The organism is Brucella cytisi, assembly GCF_038433355.1.
GTDB lineage: Bacteria > Pseudomonadota > Alphaproteobacteria > Rhizobiales > Rhizobiaceae > Brucella > Brucella cytisi.
This window is the reverse complement of the sequence record NZ_JBCAUP010000017.1, coordinates 1-24,740: the sequence shown is the minus strand read 5'-3', so window position 1 is coordinate 24,740 and position 24,740 is coordinate 1. Positions and strand designations below refer to the sequence as shown.

Sequence of the window (24,740 nt, the reverse complement as noted above, 5' to 3'; positions counted from 1 at the left end):
TTACTCCAGGTCAGGCGAAATCAATGTCAGCTCCTCATGAACAATCAGACGAGGAGCAGCTTCGCCGTGTCTGGGAACCGCCGCGTGGCTGGCGGTACTGGACATCCGTGAACAACACCCAGGTCGGCCTCTGGTATGGCAGCGCCGCCTTTTCATTCATGCTCTTTGCCGGGGTTCTCGCACTGATCATGCGGGCCCAACTGGCCCTGCCTGACAACGATCTTGTATCAGCCGACTTTTACAATCAAGCTTTTACCTTGCATGGCACGGTAATGATGTTTCTGTTTGCGGTGCCAATATTCGAGGCCGTGGCAATCTTCCTTCTGCCTCCGATGCTGGGCACACGAGAGCTTCCTTTTCCCAGGTTAGGTGCCTTCGGTTTCTGGAGTTTCTTCATCGGTGGTGTCTTCGTATGCGGCTCGATCTTTTTCAACGCTGCGCCGTCCTCGGGTTGGTTCATGTATCCGCCGCTAGCCACCGATAAGACGCTTTCCGGCATTGGAGCCGACATCTGGCTGCTTGGACTTTCATTTATCGAGATTGCGTCAATTGCGGCTGCAGTCGAACTTATCGTCGGTATCATGAAGTGCCGGGCGCCTGGTATGCGTATCAACCTCATGCCACTGTTTGCGTGGTATCTGCTGATCGTAGCCGGAATGATCCTGTTCGCATTCCCTCCGTTGATCGCAGGCGACCTGTTATTCGAGATGCAGCGCATGTTCGATTGGCCGTTCTTTGATGCAGCGCGTGGCGGTGACCCGCTGTTATGGCAACATTTATTCTGGATATTTGGCCATCCGGAGGTTTACATCATTTTCCTGCCGGCGATCGCGCTTATGGCGATGATCGTGCCGACTTTTTCGCAGCGGCCAATTGTTGGATACTCCTGGATTGTGCTCGCTGCTGGTGGAACTGGCTTCCTGTCCTTTGGACTGTGGGTCCACCATATGTTTACGACGGGCCTGCCGCAAATATCGTTGGCCTTTTTCTCAGCCGCATCCGAAGCAGTTGCCATTCCAACCGGCGTCCAGATTTTCGTCTTTCTTGCTACCATGCTGGCAGGCCGTGTCATTTTCTCAGTGCCAATGTTGTTTGGCACCGGTGGGATTGCCATCTTCGTTGTAGGCGGCTTAACGGGCGTGATGGTAGCACTCGTTCCTTTCGATTGGCAGGCGCATGACAGCTATTTCATTGTAGCTCATTTGCATTACGTCCTGATCGGAGGCATGCTCTTCCCGCTCGTCGCCGGGATTTATTACTACTATCCTCTGATCAATGCACGAATGCTATCAATGAGGCTTGGTCGCATTGCATTCTGGCTGATGTTTACCGGGTTTAACATTGCCTTTTTTCCTATGCATTTAACCGGCCTGCGCGGTATGCCACGCCGGGTATTCACCTATCCCGACGGGATGGGATGGAACTGGCTGAATCTCGTATCTACCATTGGTGCCTTTGTCTTTGCCCTCGGCGTACTGCTCGTCGTGATTGATGTTGTAAGACCTAAGCAAAGACAGCCCCGCAGCGAGCAAAATCCATGGAACGCTGGTACACTTGAATGGATCAACGAACCTGAAGAGAATTGGGGCATCCGCTCCATTCCGGTCATTGAAGTGCGCTACCCGTTATGGGACCAGAAGGGACTGGCCGAAAAGACCAATGCCGGTGCATATTATCTTGGCTCAGCAAAGGAAAATCGCCGCGAAACACTCATAACCTCGGTTCTCGACGCGCATCCATTGCAGTGCCAGCGCGTTGCAACACCGTCGGTCATTCCAATAGTCTCAGCTACGCTTCTCGGTGGTGTGTTCGTTGCGCTAACCTTTGAACAATGGATCATTGCACTGCTTTTCGGCGTTGGCGCTCTCGCTGCAATCATTTGGTGGCTATGGAGTGGCACCGGTGAAGTCCCCGAGAAACCTGGCAAGGACGTCGGGCTGGGACTTTGGTTGCCTTTTTATTCATCTGGCCCAACCTCAGTCAGTTGGTGGGCAATGTTCATTACCATGACTGGAGATGCTACGGCTTTCGCCAGTCTTGTTTTCGGCTACTTTTTCTATTGGACTGTTCATCCCGATTTTACTGCTACACATATGGGCCCCGGATGGGAATGGCCCATGATGGCTCTCGCACTATTCATTGCAGCGTGGGTGGCAACGCTCGCCGCACGCGCGCTGAATGCACGTAGTCGCTTAATTGGGTTGCGCATAGCACTGCTTACCGGGAGCCTTCTGACAATCGGAGCCTCGTTGTCAGCGGTCGCCGGACCATGGCGACACGCGATGCAACCGCAAGAGCATGTCTATCCCGCGATAGTATGGATACTTGTGGCCTGGGCGTTGGCTCACGCTGCCATCGGCATCATCATGCACCTCTTTTGCCTGGCACTCAGTTTCGCCGGTCGCCTCACCGCCAAATACGACATGGAACTACAAAATATTGTGCTTTATTGGCACTTCATGACGATCACGGCTCTCGTTACTTTCGCCGTCATCGGCCTTTTCCCGGAAGCGATGTGAGGCTGCGATGAGCATCATTCCGGCAAGACCCGAAACACTATGGACTCTTTTCACCGGACCGATGGTTTGGGCTTTCCATTTCCTCTTTTGTTACCTGATATCGGCGTTGTGGTGCGCGAAACGTGGAGGCGTGGATTTTGCAATAGTTCAGGCTGGCATCGGGGTAGCCACATTTGCGGCACTTGTCCTCATCTTGATATCAGCCTGGCTGGCGTGGCGGCAATGGGGTTTTGGCACGCAATATCCTCCACACGATGCCTCCACCGCTCAAGACCGCAGGCTTTTCCAAGGATTCGCCACGCTGTTGCTTTCAGGATTGAGCTTCATTGCTGTGCTCTACGTCGCTCTTCCTGCAATTTTCATTGAAGGGTGCGTTTCTTGAAGAAAATATCTTTCATAGCGGGCCTACTTGCGCTCGCCCTACTCTGGACAGGACCATTTCTTTCCACCTGGCAAGAGTCTTTTGCTGCGCACATGTTTGCGCATATGGGGGTCGTCGCTATAGCAGCCCCCCTCATTTCAATCGGTTTATCCGCGCGGATCGCCGTAAAACCCTTCCTTGTTCTGATCGCCTCGTTGTCTGAACTTTTCGTAGTTTGGGGTTGGCACCTGCCAGCCGCGAGGTTGTGGGCCACGACTTCCGCGTTCGCAACCATTCTGGAACAGAGCATGTTTCTCGCAGCTGGTTTGTTCCTTTGGCTTACTGCGCTCGCCTCAGCAGATCAAAGCAAAGAGCCAAGCGCTTCTGGAGCACTTGCATTGCTTCTCACATCTGTCCACATGACTCTCCTGGGCGCCCTGCTCTCACTTGCAAGTTATCCGCTTTTCAATGTTGGGGAAGTCACGTGCTTCGGTCTTGTGCTCGATGCCAGTCAGGATCAGGCACTGGGCGGTGTTATCATGCTGCTTGCCGGTGCTGTCGTCTACCTCGCAGGCGGCGTTTTTCTACTCTCCAGGCTTCTGTCCGGTGAGCGACAGGGAAAGAGGGTAATCCCATGAATGTCAATTGGAAACACTTTGCAGCAGCCCTCGGAGTTCTGCCATTTGTGGGGGTGTTAGGTGCCTCGATTGGATTCTTCGACGTCTCCGCTTCGAGTGGTCACTGGAAAGTCACCGACTGGTTTCTGCACTTCGCTATGCGATCTTCCGTGCGCACCTATGCGCTGAACGTTGACGTCCCCGAAAACCTGCCACGCAATTCTATACAATCCGCTGCCGGTCATTTCGCACGCGGCTGCGCCATTTGCCACGGCGCTCCAGGAGAACCAAGGCCGTCTGTTGTTAACTTCATGCTACCTCAACCACCCGACCTCGCCACAAGATCAGGTAATTGGACAGACGCCCAACTGTTCCGGATCGTCAAGCATGGTGTAAAGTTCACCGGCATGCCAGCCTGGCCGACGCAAAAACGAGACGATGAGGTCTGGGCAATGGTAGCGTTTCTGCGAGAATTGCCTGCTTTGGACGAGAAACGCTGGCGCGATCTTGCTTATGGCGAACTCAGCCCCGCAGTCGGACAATCCGCGAATTTCCAGCAGGTGCTGTCAGATTGCGTTCGCTGCCACGGTAAGGACGGTGCTGGGCGAAGCTTGATGACGCCCATACTTTCGGGCCAGAACAAGGTATATTTGGTTGAAAGCCTGCGCGCTTACGCCGCAAAGCTCCGCCCGAGCGGAATCATGGAAACTGCTGCGACTGCCGTTAATCCCGAATTTTTCGAGCAACTCGCGCAGTATTATTCCACCCAACCCATCCAGCGTTCGTCCGGTACGCGGGATCCAGAGTTGGTCAAACACGGCGAACGGATTGCAAATCATGGCGACCGGGACCGCGATATTCCAGCTTGTCTCGGTTGCCATGGACGACGCGACCGCAATCAGGTTTTCCCAGCGCTGTCCAGTCAGTCTGCGGAGTATCTGACAGGACAACTCAAACTTTTTCGTGCAGGAGTACGCGGCGGCACCCGCTTCGAACATCTGATGCGCAATGCGGCAAAAAGGCTGACTGACGACGAGATCGCAGCGCTTGCCGCCTATTTTGCACATCGTCCGAGATCGGCGTCACCGGAACCGATGGCACAGTGAAAGGTCCTGTTCGGTTGATGAAAGTTGTAAGAGACGCCGCTGTGGAGGACTGAGAGGAAGTCTACTCCCGTCCCAGGCTTCTTCCTCTTGCGTTCCATCTCCTTCTTTTCTCACCACGCTTGGTCAAATCTCGCAACCAGCGTTGCACCAAATAGCCGACCTCCCGTCCCGCCCTGCGACCCTTTGAGATGGAACCGTGCCGCTGAACTTGATCAGCATCCAATTGTGGCTTCGTCAGAATAGCTGATAAAGGGAACAAACCTGGAGCCCACGGGTTTGATATCTCAATTATAAACAAAGAAGGAGAATAACAATGTTCAGGACAGCTGTTCTTTCTTCATTTTGCGCGCTTTTGTTATGCCCTCCGGCTTTTGCGCAAACTGCCGCTCCGGGTACCACAACCCAGGGGGCCGATGCTCCCGTGCAAGAGGAACAACCCGTTTCAACCAAGAATATGTTTGGCGCTCCACCCGGAGCGGATACCAATAAAGTCGGTTTTGTTGAAGCCAAACAAGGAGAAGTTCTTGCTTCAAGCTTCATTGGACGGACTGTTTACGAGAGCGACGCAAACGACGCGCAATCTGTAGGTAAGCTGAATGACATTATTATCAGTCAGGATGGAGCGGTGGTGGCCGCAGTGATTGGTGTCGGCGGTTTCCTCGGTGTGGGTGAGAAAGATGTCGCCGTTAGCCCGGATTTGTTGAAATTGGCCACTCGAAGCGACGGCAATACCTGGTTGGTTCTACGCGCCACGAAGGATCAGCTGAACAATGCTCCTGCATTTGATCGTTCGAAATTCTTTGCTGATGGTGTAGCGGATCCAAATATGTCAAAAGAAACGAACGCTCCGGCGACCAATGAGACGCCGTCGCCCGGAACCCCGGCTCCGGCCCAATAATACGTTCTGCAATTCCATGATGACGGTAACGTCGTTAGGCTACGAAATTGAAACTCCGAACCCGCCCAATGGGGAGCATTGTGCAGTGACGTAGAAGGAGGGTTGTCTACGTCCAGCATTTTCGTCTTACGAATTGAAAAAACTCGCCTCTATCGGGTTCGGTTTGCAGCAATGTAGTGACCATTGCAGAACAAGTATGCATCTGGTCGCCAGCTTAGAGAAAAGGTCGCAAGAGGAGCCAGTTATGCCTTGGAATGCACCTGTTAATGTCGAGCTTCGAGGGAATTATCTCACCATTCAAGACAGTCCTGCAGCGGCTGAACTCCTGTTGGAATCCTGGCCGGAGAATGCGCTGGGTGAAGAGTATCAGCAAGCGCTTCAGGCCTGTGTCGCCGACCTGGAAGGATTACCAAATACGGCACGAGAGTCATTCATCAAAGCAGTTTTGGCCGCGGGATTATCAGTCGGTCCAGATCGGCTTCATTAGAATTACGCGAAGGCATCGTATTTTCCGGAAGTCGTGGATCCAATTTGCTGAGTTCAGGAATGGCTGAGTCCGCCGGGCTTCTCGACCCCGGCCATCTTTTCGGCAGGTGCTTAGTGCAAAGAATAACGCCGATCTGCAGGATACGGTGCGATGCGAATGAATAACCCCCACTCGGCGCGTTCACCGTCGCTATCAGGCACCTTTTCCAGGTTGGCTTCCATGTGCACTCAAACCCTGTAACACTCTCCCGAGGCCCCTGCAGATACCCGCCTCTCGTTTGGCTCGACGTACAGATCGCCTATCGACATTTCATCGGTGGACTTCGACCTTAAGACCGACGATGGGACTCACGGTGGTATCGGGATAATCATGAGGAGGAAGAACCGGATTGCTCATCGATGATATGCTAACTTTTTCGTCCAAACGCCGCCTTCGTCTCTATTTCCGAGTTTCGCGCATAGCACGTTCCATGAAGTCTGGCTGCTACAAAACGGCCGTGGTTGGGAGAGAGAAACGGCCACGCATCAGGCGGATCTCGGTGGTATCAAAGGGTTAACTAGCGCCCGTTGCAGGGTGGCGGCAAGGAGTAACGCGACGATCCCTACCCAGAAGACGAAGTAGAATCCATCCACATAGGATAGCACAGCCGCCTCACGTGCAATGAGGGAAGCGATGCCTGACGCACCGCTGGCGGCACGCTGGACAACAGCAGGCTGTCCAGCCTCCACGCTAGCCTTCAGCATGACGCTGTGGGTATCCGACGAAAGCCGCAGCACGAGCGCTATGACGCCGCTCGCTACGCCCGGTGCGAAGATGCGCGCGAGAGGAGCATAGACCCCGATGGCCGCCGCGTGCGCCGGATTCATGTTGACGACGATAGTCGGGATAATGCCCATAAGCGTCAGGCACTCCCCGATGGCGAAGAGAATGAGGGCTGGGAGATATTGGTCGGCCCGCCATTCGTTGTTGATGCTGGAGCCGCACCAGGCTGAAGTGAAGACAATAATGCTCAAGCCTGCGATCAGCAGCAGACGTGCGTCCACACGCCGTGCGAGCCACACAGCGACCGGCGTCATCGCGAAATAAGTGCTGAAGACGATGATGGCGGCCGATCCGGTCTGGAGCGGCTTCAGCTTTCCGATCGCGGCAAGGAAATTCGGGATCAGAACCGAGGTCGGCGCCATCAGTACCCCATAAAGACAGGCAATTAGGAGCGTGGTGCGGACGTTGTGGTTTCCAAGCGCGCTGAAATCGACGAACGCGTTCTTGTTCAGAACGATATTCACAATGGACATCACCAGCAGAACCGCGCCACCGGCTAGGCCGACCGCCACCACGCCGGAATCGAGCCATCCCAGGGTTTCGCCGAGAGAAAATCCTGCAAACAACATGGTTAGGCTTAAGGAAAACATCGCCATACCGCCCCAGTCGCTGTTCCGCAGCCTGTCGTGATCAATCGGCGTCAGGGGAAGCGCTTTCCAGGCCGAAAATGCGATGAGAGGCCCGGCGAGTGAGGCAGTCCAGTAGACCCACCGCCAATCGATGACATCGACATAGATTCCGGACAGTCCAACACCGGCGTCGGTGCCGAACGAAGCCCGGAGGCTGTAGACCGCCATCGCCAGAAGCCAGAAGTGAGGTTTCAGGCTGCGCAGCGCCAGCGAAATCGTCAACGGGAGATAGGTCCCCAGGCACAATCCTACAACGACATGCAGAAGGAGGAGTAATTCGTAGTCGCGCACGAAGGGTATCGTCAGGGTGGCCAGTGCGATCGTCACGCTCGATACGATGATGACGCGGGCTGGCCCGAAAATCAGCGACAGCCAGACGGTGACAGGCATGGTCAAAAATTGCGCCGCGTTCATCGCCGTACTCAGCCACGCCCCTTCAATGACGTCGAGACCGAACGCTCCCCTCAGGTCTGCGAGAGACATGGAAAATAGCCGGCCCTGCAATGTGGTGAGAAACGCGCCCATGAAAACGACCGCCACTGTCAGTGCAGGATTTGGCGCTTGGGCACCGCGCCAGAGATGTGAGATTGAAGGGACCTTATCGAACTGCATCGGCGTAGGTCTCTTTTGTCACGGTTCGAATTTCACGGGTATAGGCGGCCACCTTCGCCCCGAGCGTATCGATCCGCGCCTCGGCGGACATGCCTGGCCTCAAGAGATCAAGGTCTGCCTGCCCCGGCTCAAGTTCGATGCGCACCGGGATACGTTGAACGACCTTGGTGAAGTTGCCCGTTGCGTTGTCTGTCGGGATTAGTGACGACTCGTTCCCGCTCATCGGGGCAATCTGCTCGACGCGTCCCTGGAAGCGATATCCGGGAAGGGCATCGATTGCGACTTCCACCGGTTGTCCGGCCCGGACGTTCTTGAGCTGCGTTTCCTTGTAGTTTGCAATCACATAAGGCCGGGTGAGAGGTACGATCGCGACGATTTGCGTTCCTGACCCCACAAGGCTGCCGATCTGGACGCTACGCCGGCCAAGCACACCGTCAAAAGGTGCGATGATCCGGGTGTAACCGAATTCGAGCTTTGCCGACGCAAGGGCGGCTGTGGCGGCATCGAGATCTGCCCTGCGCTCAGCGCGTTGCCCTGCCAGCGTATCCAATTGTCTTCGCGAGAAAGTCAGGGCCGCCGCTGCCGCCTCGCGGGAGGCTTTTGCCGAAGCCAGTTCCGCCTTCGCGTCATCGAAAGACTTTCCCGAGACAGTGCCATTGGTCACGAGCCGGCTCTTGCGGTCGAAATCCTGCTGGGATTGTGTTAGGCGGGCTTCCGAAGCATGAAGCGACGCCACGGCCTGCTCGATCGCGGCGCGCTGTTGGGCCTCCTCATTGCCAAGATTGTCGAGCACGGCTTGCGCTTTTGCGAGTGATGCTTCCGCCGCTTGAACGCGCACGACATAATCATCACTCTCGATTTCCGCGATGATTTGACCAGCTTTGACCATCTGGTAATCCGCAACGGGGAGGCTCCTGACATAGCCGCCGACGCGTGCGCTCAATACCGCAGGCTCGGATTTGACGAAGGCATTCTGGGTCCATTGTGTTCGCCTACCGCTGATCCACTCATCCCAATTCGATACCGTGTAAGTGATCGCGCCTAACGCAATAGCACAAGCCATCCACGGAGCTAGTCTAAGGTGCCACAAATGGCGGCTTGATCGTGCCTGGCTTGCTGAGGCAGAGGGTTCGGTGGTGCTGACCCCGGAACTTGACATGTTGTTCTCAACCTGGAGTTAGAGGTGGTTGAGAACGGTCTTTTCACGACTACCGGGCGCTTGCGCGTGCCAGAGAGACAGAAAATAGTGCAACACAGCCATGTTACACTCAGTCTCATTCGTGGCTTTAGAAGCAGCCGATGCGAGCGTTGTCTCTCGGCGAAACTCGGCAAATAATCTGCAGAGCGTCGAAGTTTCTGGTGCGTTCGATAGTGTAAGGCGCTTTGCACCGGTCATCTCGAGAGATTATGTGCTCGATTTAGACATTATGGTGATCAGGAAACTTCGCAAACGCCGCTAACAGTTCCGCAAGTCCAACTTCATAATCATTGAGCACTGCTTCATTAGGGTGCCGGCTCCCTCCGTGTCCTCCCCGGCTCGCGACGGCGAGAGCGGCACCATGCGTGTAGTCGACCAGAATGTGCGTCCAACGCGCGGCGTTGTTGCGCCCGCTCAACAGGCGGGTCAACTCTTTGGTGATCCTCACGGCGTGATCGGGAAAGAACGTTGGCTTTGCAAATATGGCCAGGGTCAAAGCTGGATAGAGGACCACCTTAGAGTAATATGCTATGAGGAGACTATGAACACGTGCGAGTGCATCGCCTGTTTCAGGCGCCACGACGTCAGCATACACAAGCTCTGCAAGCGCTTTGATAAGTCCATCTCGATCCTTGAAATGGTGATAGATTGTCATGGGATTAATACCCACACGTGTTGCCAATGCGCGCATGGTCAAGCCGTCGAGACCGTCGGTATCGAGGATACTCAAAGCCACGGAAAGAATGCTCTCCGGCGAAACGGACTTTCCAGCTGCTGTTGGCCTCCCTCGCCCCCTTGCCGTCATTTCATGACTTCGTAATGAGACTGGACCAATCCAGAAGGAAAGGACTTTGTGCCCTTGTGTGAAAGGGCCACATCGCGATGACCCCCACCAAAAAGAGGACGCCCAGCACCGAGCAAGATCGGCACTGTCGTGATCACCATGTCACTGATCATGTCAAGTTCGAGGAACGATTGAATGACGCGCCCGCCATCCACATAGGCGCGTCGAGCGCCCTCGGAGGCAAGCATCGCCATTGCGCTTCCGGGAGATTTGTCCGAAAAGCGAACTTTTCCGCTGAGCTCCTGTGGCACTTCCTGTGGTGCAAGCTGTTCCGATAGGACCAGTACCGGTCGGGTATAGAACCACTCGCCCATGCGTCGGACCGCTTCGTAGGTGCCCCGCCCCATCACAATGACGTCGATATCCCTGATGAAGTCATTATATCCATGATCCTCCCCAGCCTGATCATGCTCGAGCAGCCAATCGATATCCCCGTTTTGACGGGCAATAAAGCCATCGAGGCTCGTGGCGATGAAAACGTGTCCAGTGATCATTCATAACTCCGTAATTATACACCGTATAAATAACGGGGCTAAACGTATGTCAAGGTACTTGCAGGTGCGCCCTGGCAGTTCCCGTTCAAATATCTGTCTTCTCGGTTCCCACCCGATCTCGGAGATCGATGAGCTTGGATGGGGACTTGCAGTTTTCCGGATCTTATAACCGTTACCGTAGGAGACATGATCGCATCATATTATCAGCATGAGCACGGGTGAATTTTGTGCTTGTATCGACCAGACGGCACCGCGAATTTTTGCAAACTAACCTGGATGGCCAATCAGGATTTGTGGCAGATTGGCAAATGGTCAACTTTCATTCGCTCGAGCGGGTTGAAGGATGTATTTTGTCACCTGTCGTCAGATCGCCGACAGGCTTGCTGTGCGCGTCATGAACCGGCGGGTGATCCGCAAGAGTGCCAGTGCCATCAACAGCGATATCCCAACCAAACTCATGGCACCTTCTCAGACGGAAACCTAGCCGCGCTAAGCAGTTACGGAAACCTCAAGGTGGCCTTTAAAAGCAGCAGTTGCAGTCGCAACTAAGTTGCCGGGTCGGGACGAGGACCGCTCTTGCTTCCCACCCGCAGATCCACTTGCTAGTACATAATCAGCGGTGCCCATTAGGACGAAACGTTTAGTCTGACCGGGCAGCCCGTCTAAACCCTCATCGGCTAAATGACCAAAAGACCGATCAGCTGGTGCCGCCATTCTTTTGACATTACCGGTCAATCATTGGCTGATAAAATAATCACCCCCATTCGCGCCCCTCCATCCCAGTCTATACACATCGCATTTTTGACCTAATCTCTCGCCCGTGCGGGATAAAGCACATTCGGTCGATAGTACGTGCGGGCTTTCCGGTGCATTTCCGAGACATCCAGCCTCTATTACTAACAAGACTCCGAATAAAACAACATTTATGATCTTCATATCACTAGTTAACCTATATTTTCTACGTGAGAGCTTGAACAACGGAGCGGGCTTTCGGTGTTTTAAAACCAAAAGATGCTTCATATTCATTCTGGTTGACGATCTAGATCAAATATGTGAGTTTTTACTCACATTGTCTACTCGCATTAGGAAATCGAGAAAATGGTCAAGCAAAGCATCACGAATCCTAGAAAAGCAGCGTCGCAAGAAAGGTCAAAAATGACCGTCGAGGCGATACTGGATGCTACTGCTCGCGTTTTGGTACGTGAAGGGTACGCACGGACCAGCACAAATCGCATCGCTGCCGTGGCAGGGGTAAGTATCGGATCGCTCTATCAATATTTCCCCAACAAAGAATCGCTCGTGGCAGCACTCGTTGCAAGGCACAACCGTGAGATTTTAGCTCTGCTGGAAAACGCGATGCAGGAGTGCGCGTCAGACGATCTCAATAACGCAATGCGCGAGCTCATTCGCGCTATGATTGCTGCACACCGCGTCGATCCTGAGCTCCACCGCATCTTGAAAGAGGAAGTTCCCAGAATTGGAAAGCTTGCCGAGGTTGAAGCCATCCGAAAGGATACTCTACATCTCGTTCGGCACTATCTGGAACAATGCAAGAAGGACATTCAACTCAAAGACCTCGATACGGCTGCGTTTATCTGTGTTACTACCGTGGAAACCTTGACCCACACCATAGTTCTCAATGACTGCGGTCACTCCCTTTCCGATGAAGCCGATATTGTTGAACATATCACCCGAATGATTGCGGGATATCTGGGTACAGCCCCACAACCTATCCGCGCCATTTTGAAAGAAGCGGCGTGATCTCAACATTTACACCCGGGTTGAACCAACCGCCGTGATCAAATATCTCCGTTCGTGGTACGGTCTTTGCGTCCCGTTACAATAACTGCTTTTCTGACAAGCGAAGGTTTGCACATGAAACACGGTCAGCTCAGATCAGTTGCTCACAGCATCGCCGATTCTTTAGCAAGCGGGATCAGCCTGATCACGGGTTTTTACGAGTTGCGTGTCTACGAAGATGCAATGCGGTCGGAAGACGGCGTTCTGATCATCGATCTGTTGAACGGCAAGGTGATCAAAGGGGAGGCGTCTTCTGATCTTGCCGCTGCTGTCCTGCGCATTCCCGCAGAGTTCGACCGACTTTGCCAAGCGGAAGGCTTTTCACGAAGTGACTGTCGGCATGCACTGGCCCATTTCCACACAAACCAGCTCACCCATGGTTTTACGCTCGCCGTTGAAGATAATTCGGGAAGAGCTACCGAAACCGACTTCCAGGGAGTTCCGGCCCGCCGTGTGATTGAACCTGATCAACTCGGAAGATTAAGGCGCCGAGCAATTCGCCATTACGGCAAGCGCAGCTGTTAACGCAAGGTTTCGCTCCCTCCCGCTACGAGACCGTCCAAGCGAGAATTTATATGTCGCTTCAATATTCGCGAGAATTGCCGGTCAAACCAATGACATTGCTGATGGCATGGCAACATCTCTTCCCCGATTTCGGCGACGTGTAACTGCTGGAGAATATTGGCTCCGGGCAAGTGGGTTACTTATACCACGCGGTTTGCCGTGGTGGTAAAACAATCCTGAACTCTCAGGAACCGGCAGGAAAACTGAAATCCTGAGGGCCCGGTATCTCAACAATGTTCTTGAACGGGGCCACCGCTTTATCAGACGGATCATGCGACCGGTGATGCGCTTCAAAGTATTTCATTCCGCATCAGCCACCGTTGCAGGCATTGAGGTTCCCCATATTCTCCGGAGTAACCAATTCGCGAATGACGTTCGCTTGCGATTCAAAATCTTTGCTGAACTCACAAAATAAAGGCGTCTGGACATAAGGACGCTTCCAGCCAGCACAAAGATTCACGACAGATTCCCAATATGCTCCCCCTCCTTCGAGATTGTGTTGGTACGTCAAGGTGTTTGGATATGACGATTTGGGCTTCGCCGAGCGATGTGGCAAGCCATCTTGTCCGGTCAAAAGACACACCGATTTGTGCGGTCACCTGATCATATTGTTTTTCCGCAATGAGGGCTCGAACCGATACGGTGCCCCTTTAAACCGAATGGTGGCCAGCATTGTTATGAGAGTGATCACCATCTGTGTGTGCATCGGTATCAATAAAGGGCTGACCAACAAACTTCAGGATTGGCGTGATGGCATCAGCCACGGATTCGGTAATCTGCATCGCGGCGTTTGCCACCTCGAACATATTGGACCCAATCGCCGCTACCGTATCCGTCGGGTCGCTATCAACGTTGGATGCCGCTGGCTCTGCTGTCGAACCACCGCTTTCATTTGATGACGAAGTTGTTTCATCTGCCGAAAGAACTGCAGTGCCAAGGCCTCCGGCGAGAACCCCACCAACATCTACCAATTGAGCGACCACATTCGCTCCGGTATCAGCGACATTGTCAAGAATACCGCTTTCACCCGCAACCGAGTCGAGGATTTTGTCGCCGTTGGAGGCCAGGTCAGAAGCCAGACCATCAGTTCCATCGCCGAGGATGGAGCTGAGAGGATTGTCATTACCGAGGGCTGTAGATACAGTTCCGGCGACGGCAGGTATAATTCCAAGAACGCCGTTGCTGCCCAATAAACTATCGCTGCCTAGAAGATCCGTTGCTACCTCGCCAACAGTATCCAGAACTGCAGCGGGTGCATCAAGGACCTGTGTGACTGAGACCACGTGCGCCGGCCCGGCGATGACCGGTGATGTTGCAGCATCCACCGAAACATCGATGTCGCTTTCGGTTACGGTGGAATGGGCAGATCCCTCCAGTTGCTGATCATGGGATTTTGTTACCGCTTCACTGACTTCGAGGTCAGTGGCGGTATTCGCTGTGCCGACATTCTGATTAGCAGAGGTGATATCAGGACCTTGTTTAATTCCTTCGTGGGAGACAACGGTTTCAACAGGTGCCGCTACATGATCATGAGATACAGTGACTGGCGAGGTTGTGCCGCCTTCGCGATGCGCGCCAGAGTCTGCGCTGGCCTGATCCGAGGTCTGCGCTGTATTATTTGTTGTTGGGAAAGCGCTAGTTTTCTGATCGCTCTCTTTGCTTCGCGTCTCAGGGAGATCAGCGTTGGCAGCGGCAGCTTTCTGCTGCTCAAGCATAGCAATTCCCAGACCCAATGCCCCTGCCGCGAGCGCGACGTTCAACGCACCCTCGGATTTGTTGACGACAGGTTTATCCGTCTCCGAGCGGGCTTCCATGCGGCGGCCCTTGCGTGCGGTCGTCTTCATTTCTGCGCGTGCCATGTCCGTTTCCTTACTGTTCCCGAAAAGCATGTCCGATTTCGTCAAGGAGGGGGCTAACCAGGTAGCCGATCAAGGTGCGGGATCCGTTGTTCACAATGACCTCCGCGGGCATTCCGGGTTGAAGCGAAACTTTCGACTGTTTGATGTCGTCGGGATTAATCCTGGTCCGGACAGCAAAATAACTAAGTCCCGAGCGAGAATCCGTCATCTTATCTGCTGACACACTAATTATCTCGCCGCGTAACTGGGGTCGCTCACTTCTGGGAACCCCCGTCAGCCAGATATTGGCCGGCGAGTTCGGTTTGACACCGTTGATATCGGATAGGGGCAGGCGAGCTTCCACGATAATCGGGTTATCGTCCGGAATAATGTCCATCAGTTGCTGACCGGCCTCAACGACACCGCCTTCAGTGAAGACGGTCAAAGCGACAATCGAACCGCTCACCGGAGCACTGATCGAAGTGCGATTCTTGATGTCCTGCGCCGATTTCAACTTTGGTAATGCCTCGGCCAGAGACGTTTGCGTCGTGCGTATGGTGTCAACAATCTCGTTGATCCGCTGTCGATCGAGCTTGGCAATTGCCAGTTCTGCCTCTCCCATCTCCTGTCGTGCCGATGCCATGTCGGCGTCACGCGATCCCATATCAGCGAGCAGACCGGCTGACATTCGCTCGAGTTCGAGAATACGGGTCTTGGGTGTGAAACCTTGCTTGGCCAGTTTTTGTGCGCCTTCGATTTCCTGAACGAGAGAGGAGTTTTGTTTGGACAGGCCATTTTTCTGCGCTTCAAGCCCGGTTATCTTCTCCCGTAGCTGCGCAACACGGGAGATAAGCATTCCCTTTTCCGCTTCGTGCTGGTGCGCGCGTGCACGCATCACGGCGTATTCGTTCTCGACCGCCTCTTCGATATCCTCGGTCGATTTTGCTTCAAGCTGGAATTTCTTAAGGCAATCTGTATCAGCACTGTCCCGTTCACACATGAGACGGGCTTGCCTGGCAATCAGATTGACAACTTCAGCCTTGGCAATATCCAGCTTTGCCTGTGAGTCAGTCTGGTCGAGTTCAATAAGCGGTTCACCCCGTTTGACGCGTTGACCCTCGGCAACATGCAGCTTTGCTATCACACCGCCATAAGGATGAGCCACAGATTGACGCTGAGCCTGAACTTGCAAACTGCCTTCGGCAATCGCAGCGCGCGACAAAGGCGCCACATAACCCCAGCCAACAAAGAGAAACAGAAACGTGAGGAGCGCCACCGCACCCCAGAACGCCGGTCGAAACGGGTTGCGATATGCATTGTGATCGGATGGTTTGATCTTGTTCATCTGCTTGCCATCAACTCGACAGAGAGGGGGCGCCAAAGGCTTCGGGCGGTCCCACTTTTTCTATTCTTCCGGCGTTCAATACGAGGACTGTATCAACCACCGTCAAGATAGCAGGCTGATGCGTAACAACGACAATTGCGGTTCCCTGCGCCTTCATAACGAACAGTGCCCTGCTCAGCGCCTGCACACCGGCAACGTCCAGATGTGCATTTGGTTCGTCGAGGACGAGCAATCGTGGTCGTCCGAGCAGTGCCCTCGCCAGACCGATGCGCTGGCGCTGTCCGCCTGATAACCCTAGTCCACCCGGACCCAACACTGTATCGTATTGCTTGGGCAAGCTTAACACCATCTCGTGGATTCCAGCCAGGGTCGCGGCTTCCATTATCTGCTCGATCGAAGCCTCGCCAAAGCGCGAAATGTTATCGCGAACGGTACCGGCGAACAGTCCGACGTCCTGTGGCAGATAGCCCGTAATGCGACCAAACTCCGTTGGGTCCCAATGTGAATAATTCAAACCACCGAAGGATATTTCTCCGCCAGCCGGTTGAAGTGCACCTATAAGCAGCTTGGACAAGGTACTTTTGCCGGAACCGCTTGCACCCACGATCGCGAGTGCCTCACCCTCTTCGATTTTAAATGAAATATCATCCAGAACCGGCTTTGTTCTTCCACCAACCTGACATGAAAGGTCTTTTACATCGAGCACGGTTTCTTTGGTCGGAACGATTGTCCGGGCCTCATTTGGAGGAATCTCGTTCAAGAGGTCGCGGATCCGCCTATAACCGTTGCGGGCACCAGCTGCTTGTTTCCATGCTGAAACGGCTTGCTCCACCGGTACAAGTGTGCGCCCCATGATAATGCTCGCCGCGAATATAGTTGCAGGCGAGATACTGTGATCGATCGCCAGCCATGCGCCGGTGCCAAGTATGAGCGACTGGAGCAGAAGTCGCGTAAAACGTATGCTCGCCGAAATGACTGCATTTCGATCACTGGCAAAAGCTTGCCTGATCAGCATTCCCGCCCGGCTTCCTTGCCAGTGGCGTTCAACTGCCGACTGCATGCCCATGGCCCGGATAACGTCCGCGTGCTGCATGATATTTTCAGTAAAAACGAAAGACCGCCTGGCCGCAGCCTGGGCATCGTCCATCGGCTCGCGTGTAACCGCTTCATTGACAAATGCGAGCACCAGCAGGATCAGCGCTCCCGTCGTTGCGACCAAACCCAGAACCGGGTGAACAAAGTAAAGGAGCCCGAGGTAAATCGGAATCCAGGGCACATCAAATGCGAAATGGATACCCGGGCCAGTCACGAATGTTCTGAAATCATCAAGTTCCCGTAAAGGAAGAGCGCCCAGGGAATAGCCCTGCGCGGAAGATTTCTGGACAAGTGCTGCAAATACCCGACTTGCCAGTTTCTCATCAAGCAACACACCACATCTGACCAGCATCTGGGCCCGGACTGCATCCAATATTGCCATGACAAGCAACGCGAGTACCAAGACAAGCGTCAAAAGGACAAGAGTCGGAATGCTTTCACTGATGAGAACCCGGTTATAAACCTGCATCAGATATAATGGGGAACTAAGATATAAAAGATTGATAACACTTGAGAAAATACCCACGACAATGAGATATGGTCGAAGCGATCTTATCGCCGCGCTGATTTCATTTTCTGCACGCTTCTTTGTCGGGCGGAACAACGCGGTGGCGTCAGCCAATGACATACGAAAGGCTCCCTAACAACTATCGCATCCTTCGTTCCCGAGACGTTCAAGCCTTGCTATGTCGTGGACGACGACAGACATCTGGACGAACCGGGCTACTGGTTGACCACGCAGGGTCAGTGAAACACCAATGAAATCATGGGCCGCCGCGAGCGCTTTCTTGCCCGCAGCGGCTTTTTTTGCCATTCGGGAATATTCAGATTCTCCTCACCTATACGTTCAGGCGAAACCTTATCCGCCTGCACGAATTCAGGCGATATGCACACCATCATCTGGTTGAAGAGAATCCAGGATCAGTGATGGAGTGAGTGCAATACCTGTCCAGGCGCTGCCGACCAGCATCGCAGCACCCAGTCCAAGATGCCCGCCACCTTCCATGAAATTGACGTAAGCATCATCGAACGTGACTTCACCCGACCGATCGTAATCCAGAGAATCGGACACAACCGCTGTTGTCTCTGTGTCGCCACCCCCAAATAGAAGCTCAAGCATGGGAACCTCCTATATTTGCTTTAGCATAAACAGGGTCCCACATTTATTATTTAAGTCAAGAAACTGGGCCCGCTTTCACGACATGCGTCAAGCATTCGAGGAATTCATCAATCAAGCTTGCCGGCATAGTCGGACCAAAGTTCTTTAGCCGCCCAAAAAGCGTGGAAATGGAGGGGGTAATCTTTATTGAAACGGGTTTCAACGCCAGCGAGGGCGAGGCAACCAAGCTCGGTTCACAGCCCCGGCTCACGCCTCTCATTGAGAGAATGCCGGTCCATTATCCCAATTGCGAATTGCTTTCCGCCGTGGATTGTTTCGATAGCGAACAGCCGAGATTCCAGAGCGCAAGCATCAACACCAAGATCGAGGTGAAGCATACTTTCGGGCCTGATCGGCCAGAAGAGCCGTTTCAGTATTTGCGAGGGTTGGCAGGGACAACAGTTCGATGACATATGATTGCATCAACTGGACCTCGCGATGAACCCACCAACCAGTGACAGACCGCTCGAAACCCAATCGGTAACACAGATTGATTGGGCTTCTGGTTCGTCGTTGACCAAACCACCTGGATCCAGGTGTAATCATTCTCCCAGTGGCTGGCGATTATTGGGTTGCCAGTTTGCGATATGACGCGGGAGGCTGGCCAACTATCTTCGAGAACACCCTGGTGAAGTGGACTTGATCGGCAAAGCCACACTCGGCAGCGATCTGCCCAAGGGGCAATGTTGACTTTGTCAGCAAATAACGCGCACGCCCGATGCGGCTGTGCAAGAGATACTGATACGGTGTTCTACCGGTTGTCTGCTTGAACAAATGAGCAAAATGGCTGGTAGAGAGTCCACTTCCCTCGGCCAGGTCGGCCAATGTCAGCTTCTTGCTCATCTCGGCCTCTATCGCGTCGCGAAAATTAGCCATCTGAGTATGCGTCAGCTGCCCGGCAATTTCCTTGCCGATTGGCCGGAAGCTCAGATCCGAGTATTTCCGGATCAAATGGCAGGCTGTAGCCCGGGCCAGATGATCCACGTAAAGACCCTCCATGTCCCAGTCTGTGGCATCACAAATTGCGTTGACCAATCCTTCGAGCAAAGTGTCGACGAACGCCAGCTTGCTAATGATCTCTATGGGTTTGGGACTTTTACTGGAAAAATCAGCAGCAACTTCCGCCAAAAGTGAATCCCGCAGATAAAGATGGGTTGTGTGCACCCTGCGTTCCCACCTGACACGTGCAGGCTCATCTGGCGCCAGGATGTTCATCTGACCAGGATGCAACCTCACATAGGACCTTTGTGCCTTGATGTCGAAAAATACTCTAGCCGGCCCTGACCGTGTCAGACTGATGAAAAGATGGGGACTGCCCAGGAACGTGCCTTCGTTGGGATCTTCTATCTGTTTTGATACATAAACTTGCGGCCAATCAAGGTTGGCACTTGATTGAAGGATCCGGCACGTTTCCAGTTGATCAAAGCAATGTGTTTCATCCAGCGGGAACTTGCGAACATCCGTAGTTCCCTTGGTCATATCCCCCGCAACGCCCTTCTTCGGCCCCATTTCGAAGTCTAGTACACTAACCATGATAATACCCTCGTCACTTAGTGAACGACATCTATGAAAGCGTTAGGCACACGCGCATCTTCGTCAGTCGGCCATCCATTATTGCCTTTAAGACCAATAAAAATTTCCGGCATAACACCGACTTGAATTTAGTTGCAGACCTCCTTTAATTCCACTTATGGTATATTTACTATCTGTTTATATACTGCGCCGAATTATTCCCGAATCTTCATATTGAACAAAAACTAACGCAGTCACAACACACCGATCACTTTCCGTAATAAGTAACTGTCTCATATAGGTGGATTTGGGTCATTGTCTATTGTGTGGAAACCTTGACTAAAAAGTGTAAATTGTGTGGCAGCGCCGCGATGCCAGTGTTCGCATTTCGAAGAATTCGGACGGATGTTTAACTACCGCCCCACTCCCTAGCCAGTTTCCGTCACTGAGTTCGGTGATATTTGCATGTTTGAACAGGAACTGGCTGGCGCAATGCGCGCATCTGGAAAGAGGGATAACCAGAACCTTGCTTCCTTGGCATGCAAGTTTGTAGTTTAACATTTGGTTTTCCTATAATTACAATAAATTCAAATATTTACGTGCTATAAGAACTCCCGATAAGGCGCAACGCGTTTGCATAACAATCCTTGTAATAAGCAGCCCGGAACGGTTCGGTTGAGTTTAATGTTGGCTGTTGGTATTTTGCATATTGCTTCTGGCTGTCGTTAGAAACCGCGCTTTTGAACAAAAGCAGACGAGTTGAAAAGGGCCACATTACCGAAACTCGTGCACCATCAGAATTAACAATATAGTTCGTATTTTAAATTAATTTACTTCATTTTTTTCTTTGTTTTCAGCTACAATATGCAACTGTGCTCTGGTTGCATTCCCATGATTTTGGCAGAAGTGACCCTACCACACCATCTGCTTGCACGAACTTGAAACCGGGACTAATTCCAAGACTTCAACGAACACGACCAAAGCATAAAAGGCCGCCTTTCGGCGGCCTTTGGATGATTGCAACCATACTGATCTTCTTCAGTTTTTCTCTGGCACCTGCCTGGAAGTGGACTTGTTTATCCCATTGATTGCCAAAAACTCTTCCTTGCCCGCTTTTTTATCGGTAATTGAGATTCTTCCCAGCAAATAGTTGACCACTTTCTCCTCATAAAGCCGAGATTTCAACGCGCTCACAGCTCGCGGATTTGAAGAATAGAAATTAATAATGTTTTGCCGTTTGCCCGTTGGAAGGGCACTTATCTGCTCTTGCAAGCGCCGTTTCAGATCTTCTTTCGTAACAGTAATACCTGCTTGTTGACCGATCGCGACCAGGATTAGTCCGCTACGGATTCGACGCTCCGCGAGAAGTCTGGTTTCATTCCGAACTTTTTCTTCTGTGGTGCCAAGTTCAGTGAATGTGGTGCCTTTCGTTTTAAGATTTCGATTAATCCCGGTCCAGATATTGTTGAACTCGGTCTCCACCATCTGAGGAGGAGCGGTGAACTGATAAGACGCCACAAGCTGTTCAAGCAATTGTTCCTTCATCCTGTGCTGCGCAACCGCACCATATTGATTCTCAATCCGGGCCCGTACGCCGTTGCGCAAGTCAGCTAATGATTTAACACCGATTTTCCTCGCAGTTTCATCATTCACCGACAGTTTTCCTGGTGAAGCGACTTCCTTAATCGTAACGTTGAAAGATGCCTCTTTTCCAGCCAGACCTGAATATCGAAAGGTCGTTGGAAATTCGACAGTAATCATTTTCTCGTCGCCGGCTTTAGCTCCGACTAACTGTTCCTCAAAGCCTGGTATGAGCTCGTTTTCACCAAGTACAAGAGTCCGTTCTGACCCGACACCAGCTGGCACCACCTCGCTGATCTTGCCATTCAGATTGACCGTGATGCGATCGCCAATAGACGCTTTGCCCTTCTTGGACTTATATGCACGCGTAGCTTCTGCCACATGTTCGACTTGCTCATCGACTTCAGACTTCGGGACGTCATAAACAAGACGTGTCACCTTGATCTTTTCAAGATCCTTCATCTCGATTGAAGGCACGGCTACACCTACGGAGACATTGGGAGCCGAACGTTGACCTCCTGCATTGTACGCGAGCGAATCTGTCGACGAATTCACGTTGTTTGTATTCGCGAGCGAATTTCCGACGGTGCTACAGAAAGCAGCAATCGAACCTCCCAATGCTTCGTTGCGGTTCCCTGCCAAACCCGTACTCCGGTCGCGCGGAATACTGTCAGCTGCAAAAGCTAGTTGTTGCCTGGAGCTACCATCATTGGCGGATAAGCTTTTATCCCTCGCTTGCTGACCATCGCTCGCTCCTGCAATCGATTCATTGGCAAGCATTCCGTTTCCAGGAGCCATTTTGGTTGGCGCTCCCATGCCGGCGCTTTCGTTCGACGCTGCAAGCCGGTCGTTGGCAAGTGAGCTGGTTCCAGGAGCCCCGCCCGTGGGCGATCCCGTGCCTGCACTTTCATTCGAAGCTGCAAGCCGGTCGTTGGCAAGTGGGCTGGTTCCAGGGGCCTTGCCCGTGGGCGATCCCGTGCCTGCACTTTCATTCGAAGCCGCACGCCGGTCGTCGCCGCTCTCGGCATCAGCACCGAATAAATTCGCGAGCAATTTTTTGAATCCGGACCGGATTCCTCCGGTTTCACTTCCACTTGCGCCGCTCGCAGAATTCGTAGGACGGTCACTGGGGATTGGGACCATCTGGGTCTCAACCTGAAACCCGTCATCGGTTGCAGCAATATTGCCGGCAGGTTCTGTCGTGCGATCGTGATTCTCATCTACATTTTTGCTACCGGGAAAGCCCGCCGGTGTTTCGTGCGCAGTTTTGTCAATTGGACTGTTGCGCGAATCATTATTTGCGGCACCTTCAACGGAGATTAACTCACCAGGTGTGGCTGCGTTCGTTTCGTTCGGAGCGTTAACGATTGAGTTGGACGTCTTGGATCCGTTGCTATCTGACAAATAGGCAAGCAGCTCTTCAAAACCACTGCCAGATGCTTCAACAGCATTATTTTCCCCAGTTGTGCTCGCAGATGGGGATTGACTGCCTTTCTTACCTTCGTTGTGAGCATCAGTCGGATCTACAACAGCTTCACTCGTTGTCGTTTCGAGACCCGGAGTAGAATTATTACTTGAATTAGCGCCATTTAGACCAGGCATGCGGTTGGGGCTAGCCTCTTGAGCGATGGCTGGTTCAAGCCCAGGAGACGATAGGGGCGCACTTGCATTACCGGTGTCAGTAGATTGATCGCGGAAGCCAGATCGACTGTTGCGGGACAAGTAAGCAAGCAAGTTTTCAATACCAGCTTCACGTGCCTTATCTGTTGCATCGGTTACACTCCCCTCAAATTCCGGATTTGAGGTTTCGTCCTGGATTTCGATGCTCGTAATGTCTCTACCTACGCCCGGAATGCTTCCAACTCCATTTGAACGGTTACCACTCGTCAAACGGTTGCGACCGCTCGAGTTGGCATCAATCTCATTAGGAAGTGAATCGTTTGCGCCCTCGCTTCGACTATCGGAGGCAAAAGCGAGCAAGCTTATCGGGCTTACACCACCGTCAGCACCTGCAAGAGAGTAAGCGGCCTCACTTTTCGGCTTGACAGGAGATCCTGCATCATTAACGAACACCTTGTTCGGCTCACGATTTGCCGTTGTTACCAAGCCAATGGACGGACTTACGCAATCAAGTGCACTGCCGCAGTTCATATCGTCCATCATGCTTGGATTGATAATATCTCCGACGATGATCCCTCCGCCCGTATCAATCCCCCCGGCATTGCCACCGCCAGTATCGCCGCCGCCAGTATTGCCGCCGCCAGTGTTACCGCCACCGGTATTGCCGCCGCCAGTATTGCCACCGCCAGTGTTGCCGCCACCAGTATTGCCACCGCCAGTGTTGCCGCCACCGGTATTGCCGCCGCCAGTATTGCCACCACCGGTATTGCCGCCGCCAGTATTGCCACCGCCAGTGTTGCCGCCACCAGTATTGCCACCGCCAGTATCGCCGCCACCGGTATTGCCGCCGCCAGTGTTACCGCCACCGGTATTGCCGCCGCCAAATAGCCCACTCAACGCACCGTCTAGTGAGTTAGTGACACCACTAACCACTCCACCGACGGTGCCGCCGAGGCCATCGACAACGCCGCCAATCGTGCCACCGATACCGCCGAGGCCACCGTCTTCTCCGGTACCACCCAGAACACCATCCAGCGACCCGACGACGCCGCCGATCGTGCCGCCAAGCGAACCGCCAAGACCACCGTCTTCTCCGGTGCCACCCAGAACACCGTCCAAACCACCGACAACGCCACCGATACCGCCGAGGCCACCGTCTTCGCCGGTACCGCCCAGAACACCATCCAGCGATCCGACAACGCCGCCAATCGTGCCACCGAGCGAACCACCAAGGCCACCATCTTCTCCGGTACCGCCCAGAACGCCATCCAGCGATCCGACAACGCCGCCAATCGTGCCACCGAGTGAACCGCCGAGGCCACCGTCTTCACCGGCACCACCCAGAACGCCGTCCAAACCACCGACAACGCCACCGATCGTGCCGCCAAGCGAACCGCCAAGACCGCCGTCTTCTTCGGCACCACCCAGAACGCCGTCCAGCGATCCGACAACGCCGCCAATCGTGCCGCCAAGCGAACCGCCGAGGCCACCATCTTCACCGGCACCACCCAGAACGCCATCCAGCGATCCGACAACGCCGCCAATCGGCGAACCGCCAAGACCGCCGTCTTCTCCGGTACCACCCAGAACGCCATCCAACGATCCGACAACGCCACCGATCGTGCCGCCGATACCGCCG

The 24,740-nt window shown here is 53.5% G+C and carries 20 protein-coding genes and 1 pseudogene; 9 read left to right on the top strand and 12 right to left on the bottom strand.

All coding sequences use genetic code 11. The features are described from left to right. Positions 1-23: 23 nt before the first annotated feature. The 6 genes from ctaD (at position 24) to AAE521_RS16695 (ending at position 5,988) form a co-directional block, all read left to right on the top strand. Positions 24-2,519, top strand: coding sequence for a cytochrome c oxidase subunit I (gene ctaD / locus AAE521_RS16720; RefSeq protein WP_342061894.1), 2,496 nt, complete (start codon positions 24-26; stop codon positions 2,517-2,519). A gap of 7 nt (positions 2,520-2,526) precedes the next feature. Then, positions 2,527-2,901, top strand: a complete 375-nt coding sequence (locus tag AAE521_RS16715) for a hypothetical protein (RefSeq protein ID WP_342061893.1) — start codon at positions 2,527-2,529, stop codon at positions 2,899-2,901. Positions 2,902-2,993: 92 nt separating this feature from the next. Then, positions 2,994-3,518, top strand: a complete 525-nt coding sequence (locus AAE521_RS16710) for a cytochrome c oxidase assembly protein (RefSeq protein ID WP_342061965.1) — start codon at positions 2,994-2,996, stop codon at positions 3,516-3,518. Beyond that, a complete protein-coding gene (locus AAE521_RS16705; RefSeq protein WP_342061892.1) occupies positions 3,515-4,603 on the top strand; it encodes a c-type cytochrome in 1,089 nt (362 codons plus the stop codon). The genes AAE521_RS16710 and AAE521_RS16705 overlap by 4 nt, the downstream gene beginning before the upstream one ends. A 313-nt stretch (positions 4,604-4,916) precedes the next feature. After that, positions 4,917-5,501 carry a PRC-barrel domain-containing protein gene (locus AAE521_RS16700; RefSeq protein ID WP_342061891.1) on the top strand — a complete coding sequence of 195 codons (585 nt, stop codon included), beginning with the start codon at positions 4,917-4,919 and terminating at the stop codon, positions 5,499-5,501. 244 nt (positions 5,502-5,745) lie between these two features. Next, positions 5,746-5,988, top strand: a complete 243-nt coding sequence (locus tag AAE521_RS16695) for a DUF982 domain-containing protein (RefSeq protein ID WP_071631180.1) — start codon at positions 5,746-5,748, stop codon at positions 5,986-5,988. A gap of 524 nt (positions 5,989-6,512) precedes the next feature. Here AAE521_RS16695 and AAE521_RS16690 read toward each other — a convergent pair. The 4 genes from AAE521_RS16690 to AAE521_RS16675 all read right to left on the bottom strand — a co-directional run bounded on the left by AAE521_RS16690 (position 6,513) and on the right by AAE521_RS16675 (position 10,587). After that, complete coding sequence (locus AAE521_RS16690; protein ID WP_342061890.1) at positions 6,513-8,051, bottom strand: MFS transporter; 1,539 nt, start codon at positions 8,049-8,051, stop codon at positions 6,513-6,515. Continuing rightward, positions 8,038-9,114, bottom strand: a complete 1,077-nt coding sequence (locus AAE521_RS16685; RefSeq protein WP_342061889.1) for an HlyD family secretion protein — start codon at positions 9,112-9,114, stop codon at positions 8,038-8,040. Before AAE521_RS16685 ends, AAE521_RS16690 begins: the two co-directional genes overlap by 14 nt. Before the next feature lie 355 nt (positions 9,115-9,469). Next, positions 9,470-9,985 carry a TetR/AcrR family transcriptional regulator gene (locus AAE521_RS16680; protein ID WP_342061888.1) on the bottom strand — a complete coding sequence of 172 codons (516 nt, stop codon included), beginning with the start codon at positions 9,983-9,985 and terminating at the stop codon, positions 9,470-9,472. A 65-nt stretch (positions 9,986-10,050) separates the two neighbouring features. Continuing rightward, positions 10,051-10,587: a dihydrofolate reductase family protein gene (locus tag AAE521_RS16675; protein ID WP_342061887.1), complete on the bottom strand. Its 537-nt coding sequence runs from the start codon at positions 10,585-10,587 to the stop codon at positions 10,051-10,053. A 1,098-nt stretch (positions 10,588-11,685) separates the two neighbouring features. Between AAE521_RS16675 and AAE521_RS16670 the strand changes: the two genes are divergently transcribed. The 3 genes and pseudogenes from AAE521_RS16670 to AAE521_RS16660 form a co-directional block, all read left to right on the top strand. Beyond that, the gene (locus tag AAE521_RS16670) at positions 11,686-12,348 is read left to right on the top strand and encodes a TetR/AcrR family transcriptional regulator (RefSeq protein WP_342061886.1); all 663 of its coding nucleotides are present in this window, start codon (positions 11,686-11,688) and stop codon (positions 12,346-12,348) included. A 114-nt stretch (positions 12,349-12,462) separates the two neighbouring features. Further along, positions 12,463-12,912: a hypothetical protein gene (locus tag AAE521_RS16665; RefSeq protein WP_342061885.1), complete on the top strand. Its 450-nt coding sequence runs from the start codon at positions 12,463-12,465 to the stop codon at positions 12,910-12,912. A gap of 241 nt (positions 12,913-13,153) precedes the next feature. Continuing rightward, positions 13,154-13,366, top strand: a pseudogene (locus AAE521_RS16660) (DDE-type integrase/transposase/recombinase); the annotation flags it as partial. 235 nt (positions 13,367-13,601) lie between these two features. On the opposite strand, the gene AAE521_RS16655 reads toward AAE521_RS16660, so the two are convergent. The 8 genes from AAE521_RS16655 to AAE521_RS16620 form a co-directional block, all read right to left on the bottom strand. Continuing rightward, positions 13,602-14,810: a hypothetical protein gene (locus AAE521_RS16655; protein ID WP_342061884.1), complete on the bottom strand. Its 1,209-nt coding sequence runs from the start codon at positions 14,808-14,810 to the stop codon at positions 13,602-13,604. Between the two features lie 10 nt (positions 14,811-14,820). Further along, positions 14,821-16,134, bottom strand: coding sequence for an HlyD family type I secretion periplasmic adaptor subunit (locus tag AAE521_RS16650; protein WP_342061883.1), 1,314 nt, complete (start codon positions 16,132-16,134; stop codon positions 14,821-14,823). A 10-nt stretch (positions 16,135-16,144) separates the two neighbouring features. Continuing rightward, positions 16,145-17,857 (bottom strand): type I secretion system permease/ATPase, encoded by a 1,713-nt coding sequence (locus AAE521_RS16645; protein WP_342061882.1) that lies wholly within the window; start codon positions 17,855-17,857, stop codon positions 16,145-16,147. A 12-nt stretch (positions 17,858-17,869) separates the two neighbouring features. Continuing rightward, on the bottom strand, positions 17,870-18,043 hold the full coding sequence (locus tag AAE521_RS16640) for a hypothetical protein (protein ID WP_167375522.1): 174 nt from the start codon (positions 18,041-18,043) through the stop codon (positions 17,870-17,872). 63 nt (positions 18,044-18,106) lie between these two features. After that, a complete protein-coding gene (locus AAE521_RS16635) occupies positions 18,107-18,349 on the bottom strand; it encodes a hypothetical protein (RefSeq protein ID WP_071631153.1) in 243 nt (80 codons plus the stop codon). A 603-nt stretch (positions 18,350-18,952) separates the two neighbouring features. Further along, complete coding sequence (locus tag AAE521_RS16630; RefSeq protein WP_071631155.1) at positions 18,953-19,921, bottom strand: helix-turn-helix domain-containing protein; 969 nt, start codon at positions 19,919-19,921, stop codon at positions 18,953-18,955. 1,017 nt (positions 19,922-20,938) lie between these two features. Then, positions 20,939-23,998, bottom strand: a complete 3,060-nt coding sequence (tig, locus tag AAE521_RS16625; protein WP_342061881.1) for a trigger factor — start codon at positions 23,996-23,998, stop codon at positions 20,939-20,941. 8 nt (positions 23,999-24,006) lie between these two features. Continuing rightward, positions 24,007-24,740 (bottom strand): hypothetical protein (locus tag AAE521_RS16620; RefSeq protein ID WP_342061880.1); only part of this gene is annotated, 734 nt, incomplete at its 5' end.

Bases quoted from the DNA above. Each gene is read 5' to 3' on its own strand.
- ctaD (WP_342061894.1), top strand. From the start codon at position 24: ATGTCAGCTCCTCATGAACAATCAGACGAGGAGCAGCTTCGCCGTGTC.
- AAE521_RS16715 (WP_342061893.1), top strand. From the start codon at position 2,527: ATGAGCATCATTCCGGCAAGACCCGAAACACTATGGACTCTTTTCACC.
- AAE521_RS16710 (WP_342061965.1), top strand. From the start codon at position 2,994: ATGTTTGCGCATATGGGGGTCGTCGCTATAGCAGCCCCCCTCATTTCA.
- AAE521_RS16705 (WP_342061892.1), top strand. From the start codon at position 3,515: ATGAATGTCAATTGGAAACACTTTGCAGCAGCCCTCGGAGTTCTGCCA.
- AAE521_RS16700 (WP_342061891.1), top strand. From the start codon at position 4,917: ATGTTCAGGACAGCTGTTCTTTCTTCATTTTGCGCGCTTTTGTTATGC.
- AAE521_RS16695 (WP_071631180.1), top strand. From the start codon at position 5,746: ATGCCTTGGAATGCACCTGTTAATGTCGAGCTTCGAGGGAATTATCTC.
- AAE521_RS16690 (WP_342061890.1), bottom strand. From the start codon at position 8,051: ATGCAGTTCGATAAGGTCCCTTCAATCTCACATCTCTGGCGCGGTGCC.
- AAE521_RS16685 (WP_342061889.1), bottom strand. From the start codon at position 9,114: ATGGCTTGTGCTATTGCGTTAGGCGCGATCACTTACACGGTATCGAAT.
- AAE521_RS16675 (WP_342061887.1), bottom strand. From the start codon at position 10,587: ATGATCACTGGACACGTTTTCATCGCCACGAGCCTCGATGGCTTTATT.
- AAE521_RS16670 (WP_342061886.1), top strand. From the start codon at position 11,686: ATGGTCAAGCAAAGCATCACGAATCCTAGAAAAGCAGCGTCGCAAGAA.
- AAE521_RS16665 (WP_342061885.1), top strand. From the start codon at position 12,463: ATGAAACACGGTCAGCTCAGATCAGTTGCTCACAGCATCGCCGATTCT.
- AAE521_RS16655 (WP_342061884.1), bottom strand. From the start codon at position 14,810: ATGGCACGCGCAGAAATGAAGACGACCGCACGCAAGGGCCGCCGCATG.
- AAE521_RS16650 (WP_342061883.1), bottom strand. From the start codon at position 16,134: ATGAACAAGATCAAACCATCCGATCACAATGCATATCGCAACCCGTTT.
- AAE521_RS16645 (WP_342061882.1), bottom strand. From the start codon at position 17,857: ATGTCATTGGCTGACGCCACCGCGTTGTTCCGCCCGACAAAGAAGCGT.
- AAE521_RS16640 (WP_167375522.1), bottom strand. From the start codon at position 18,043: ATGGCAAAAAAAGCCGCTGCGGGCAAGAAAGCGCTCGCGGCGGCCCAT.
- AAE521_RS16635 (WP_071631153.1), bottom strand. From the start codon at position 18,349: ATGCTTGAGCTTCTATTTGGGGGTGGCGACACAGAGACAACAGCGGTT.
- AAE521_RS16630 (WP_071631155.1), bottom strand. From the start codon at position 19,921: ATGGTTAGTGTACTAGACTTCGAAATGGGGCCGAAGAAGGGCGTTGCG.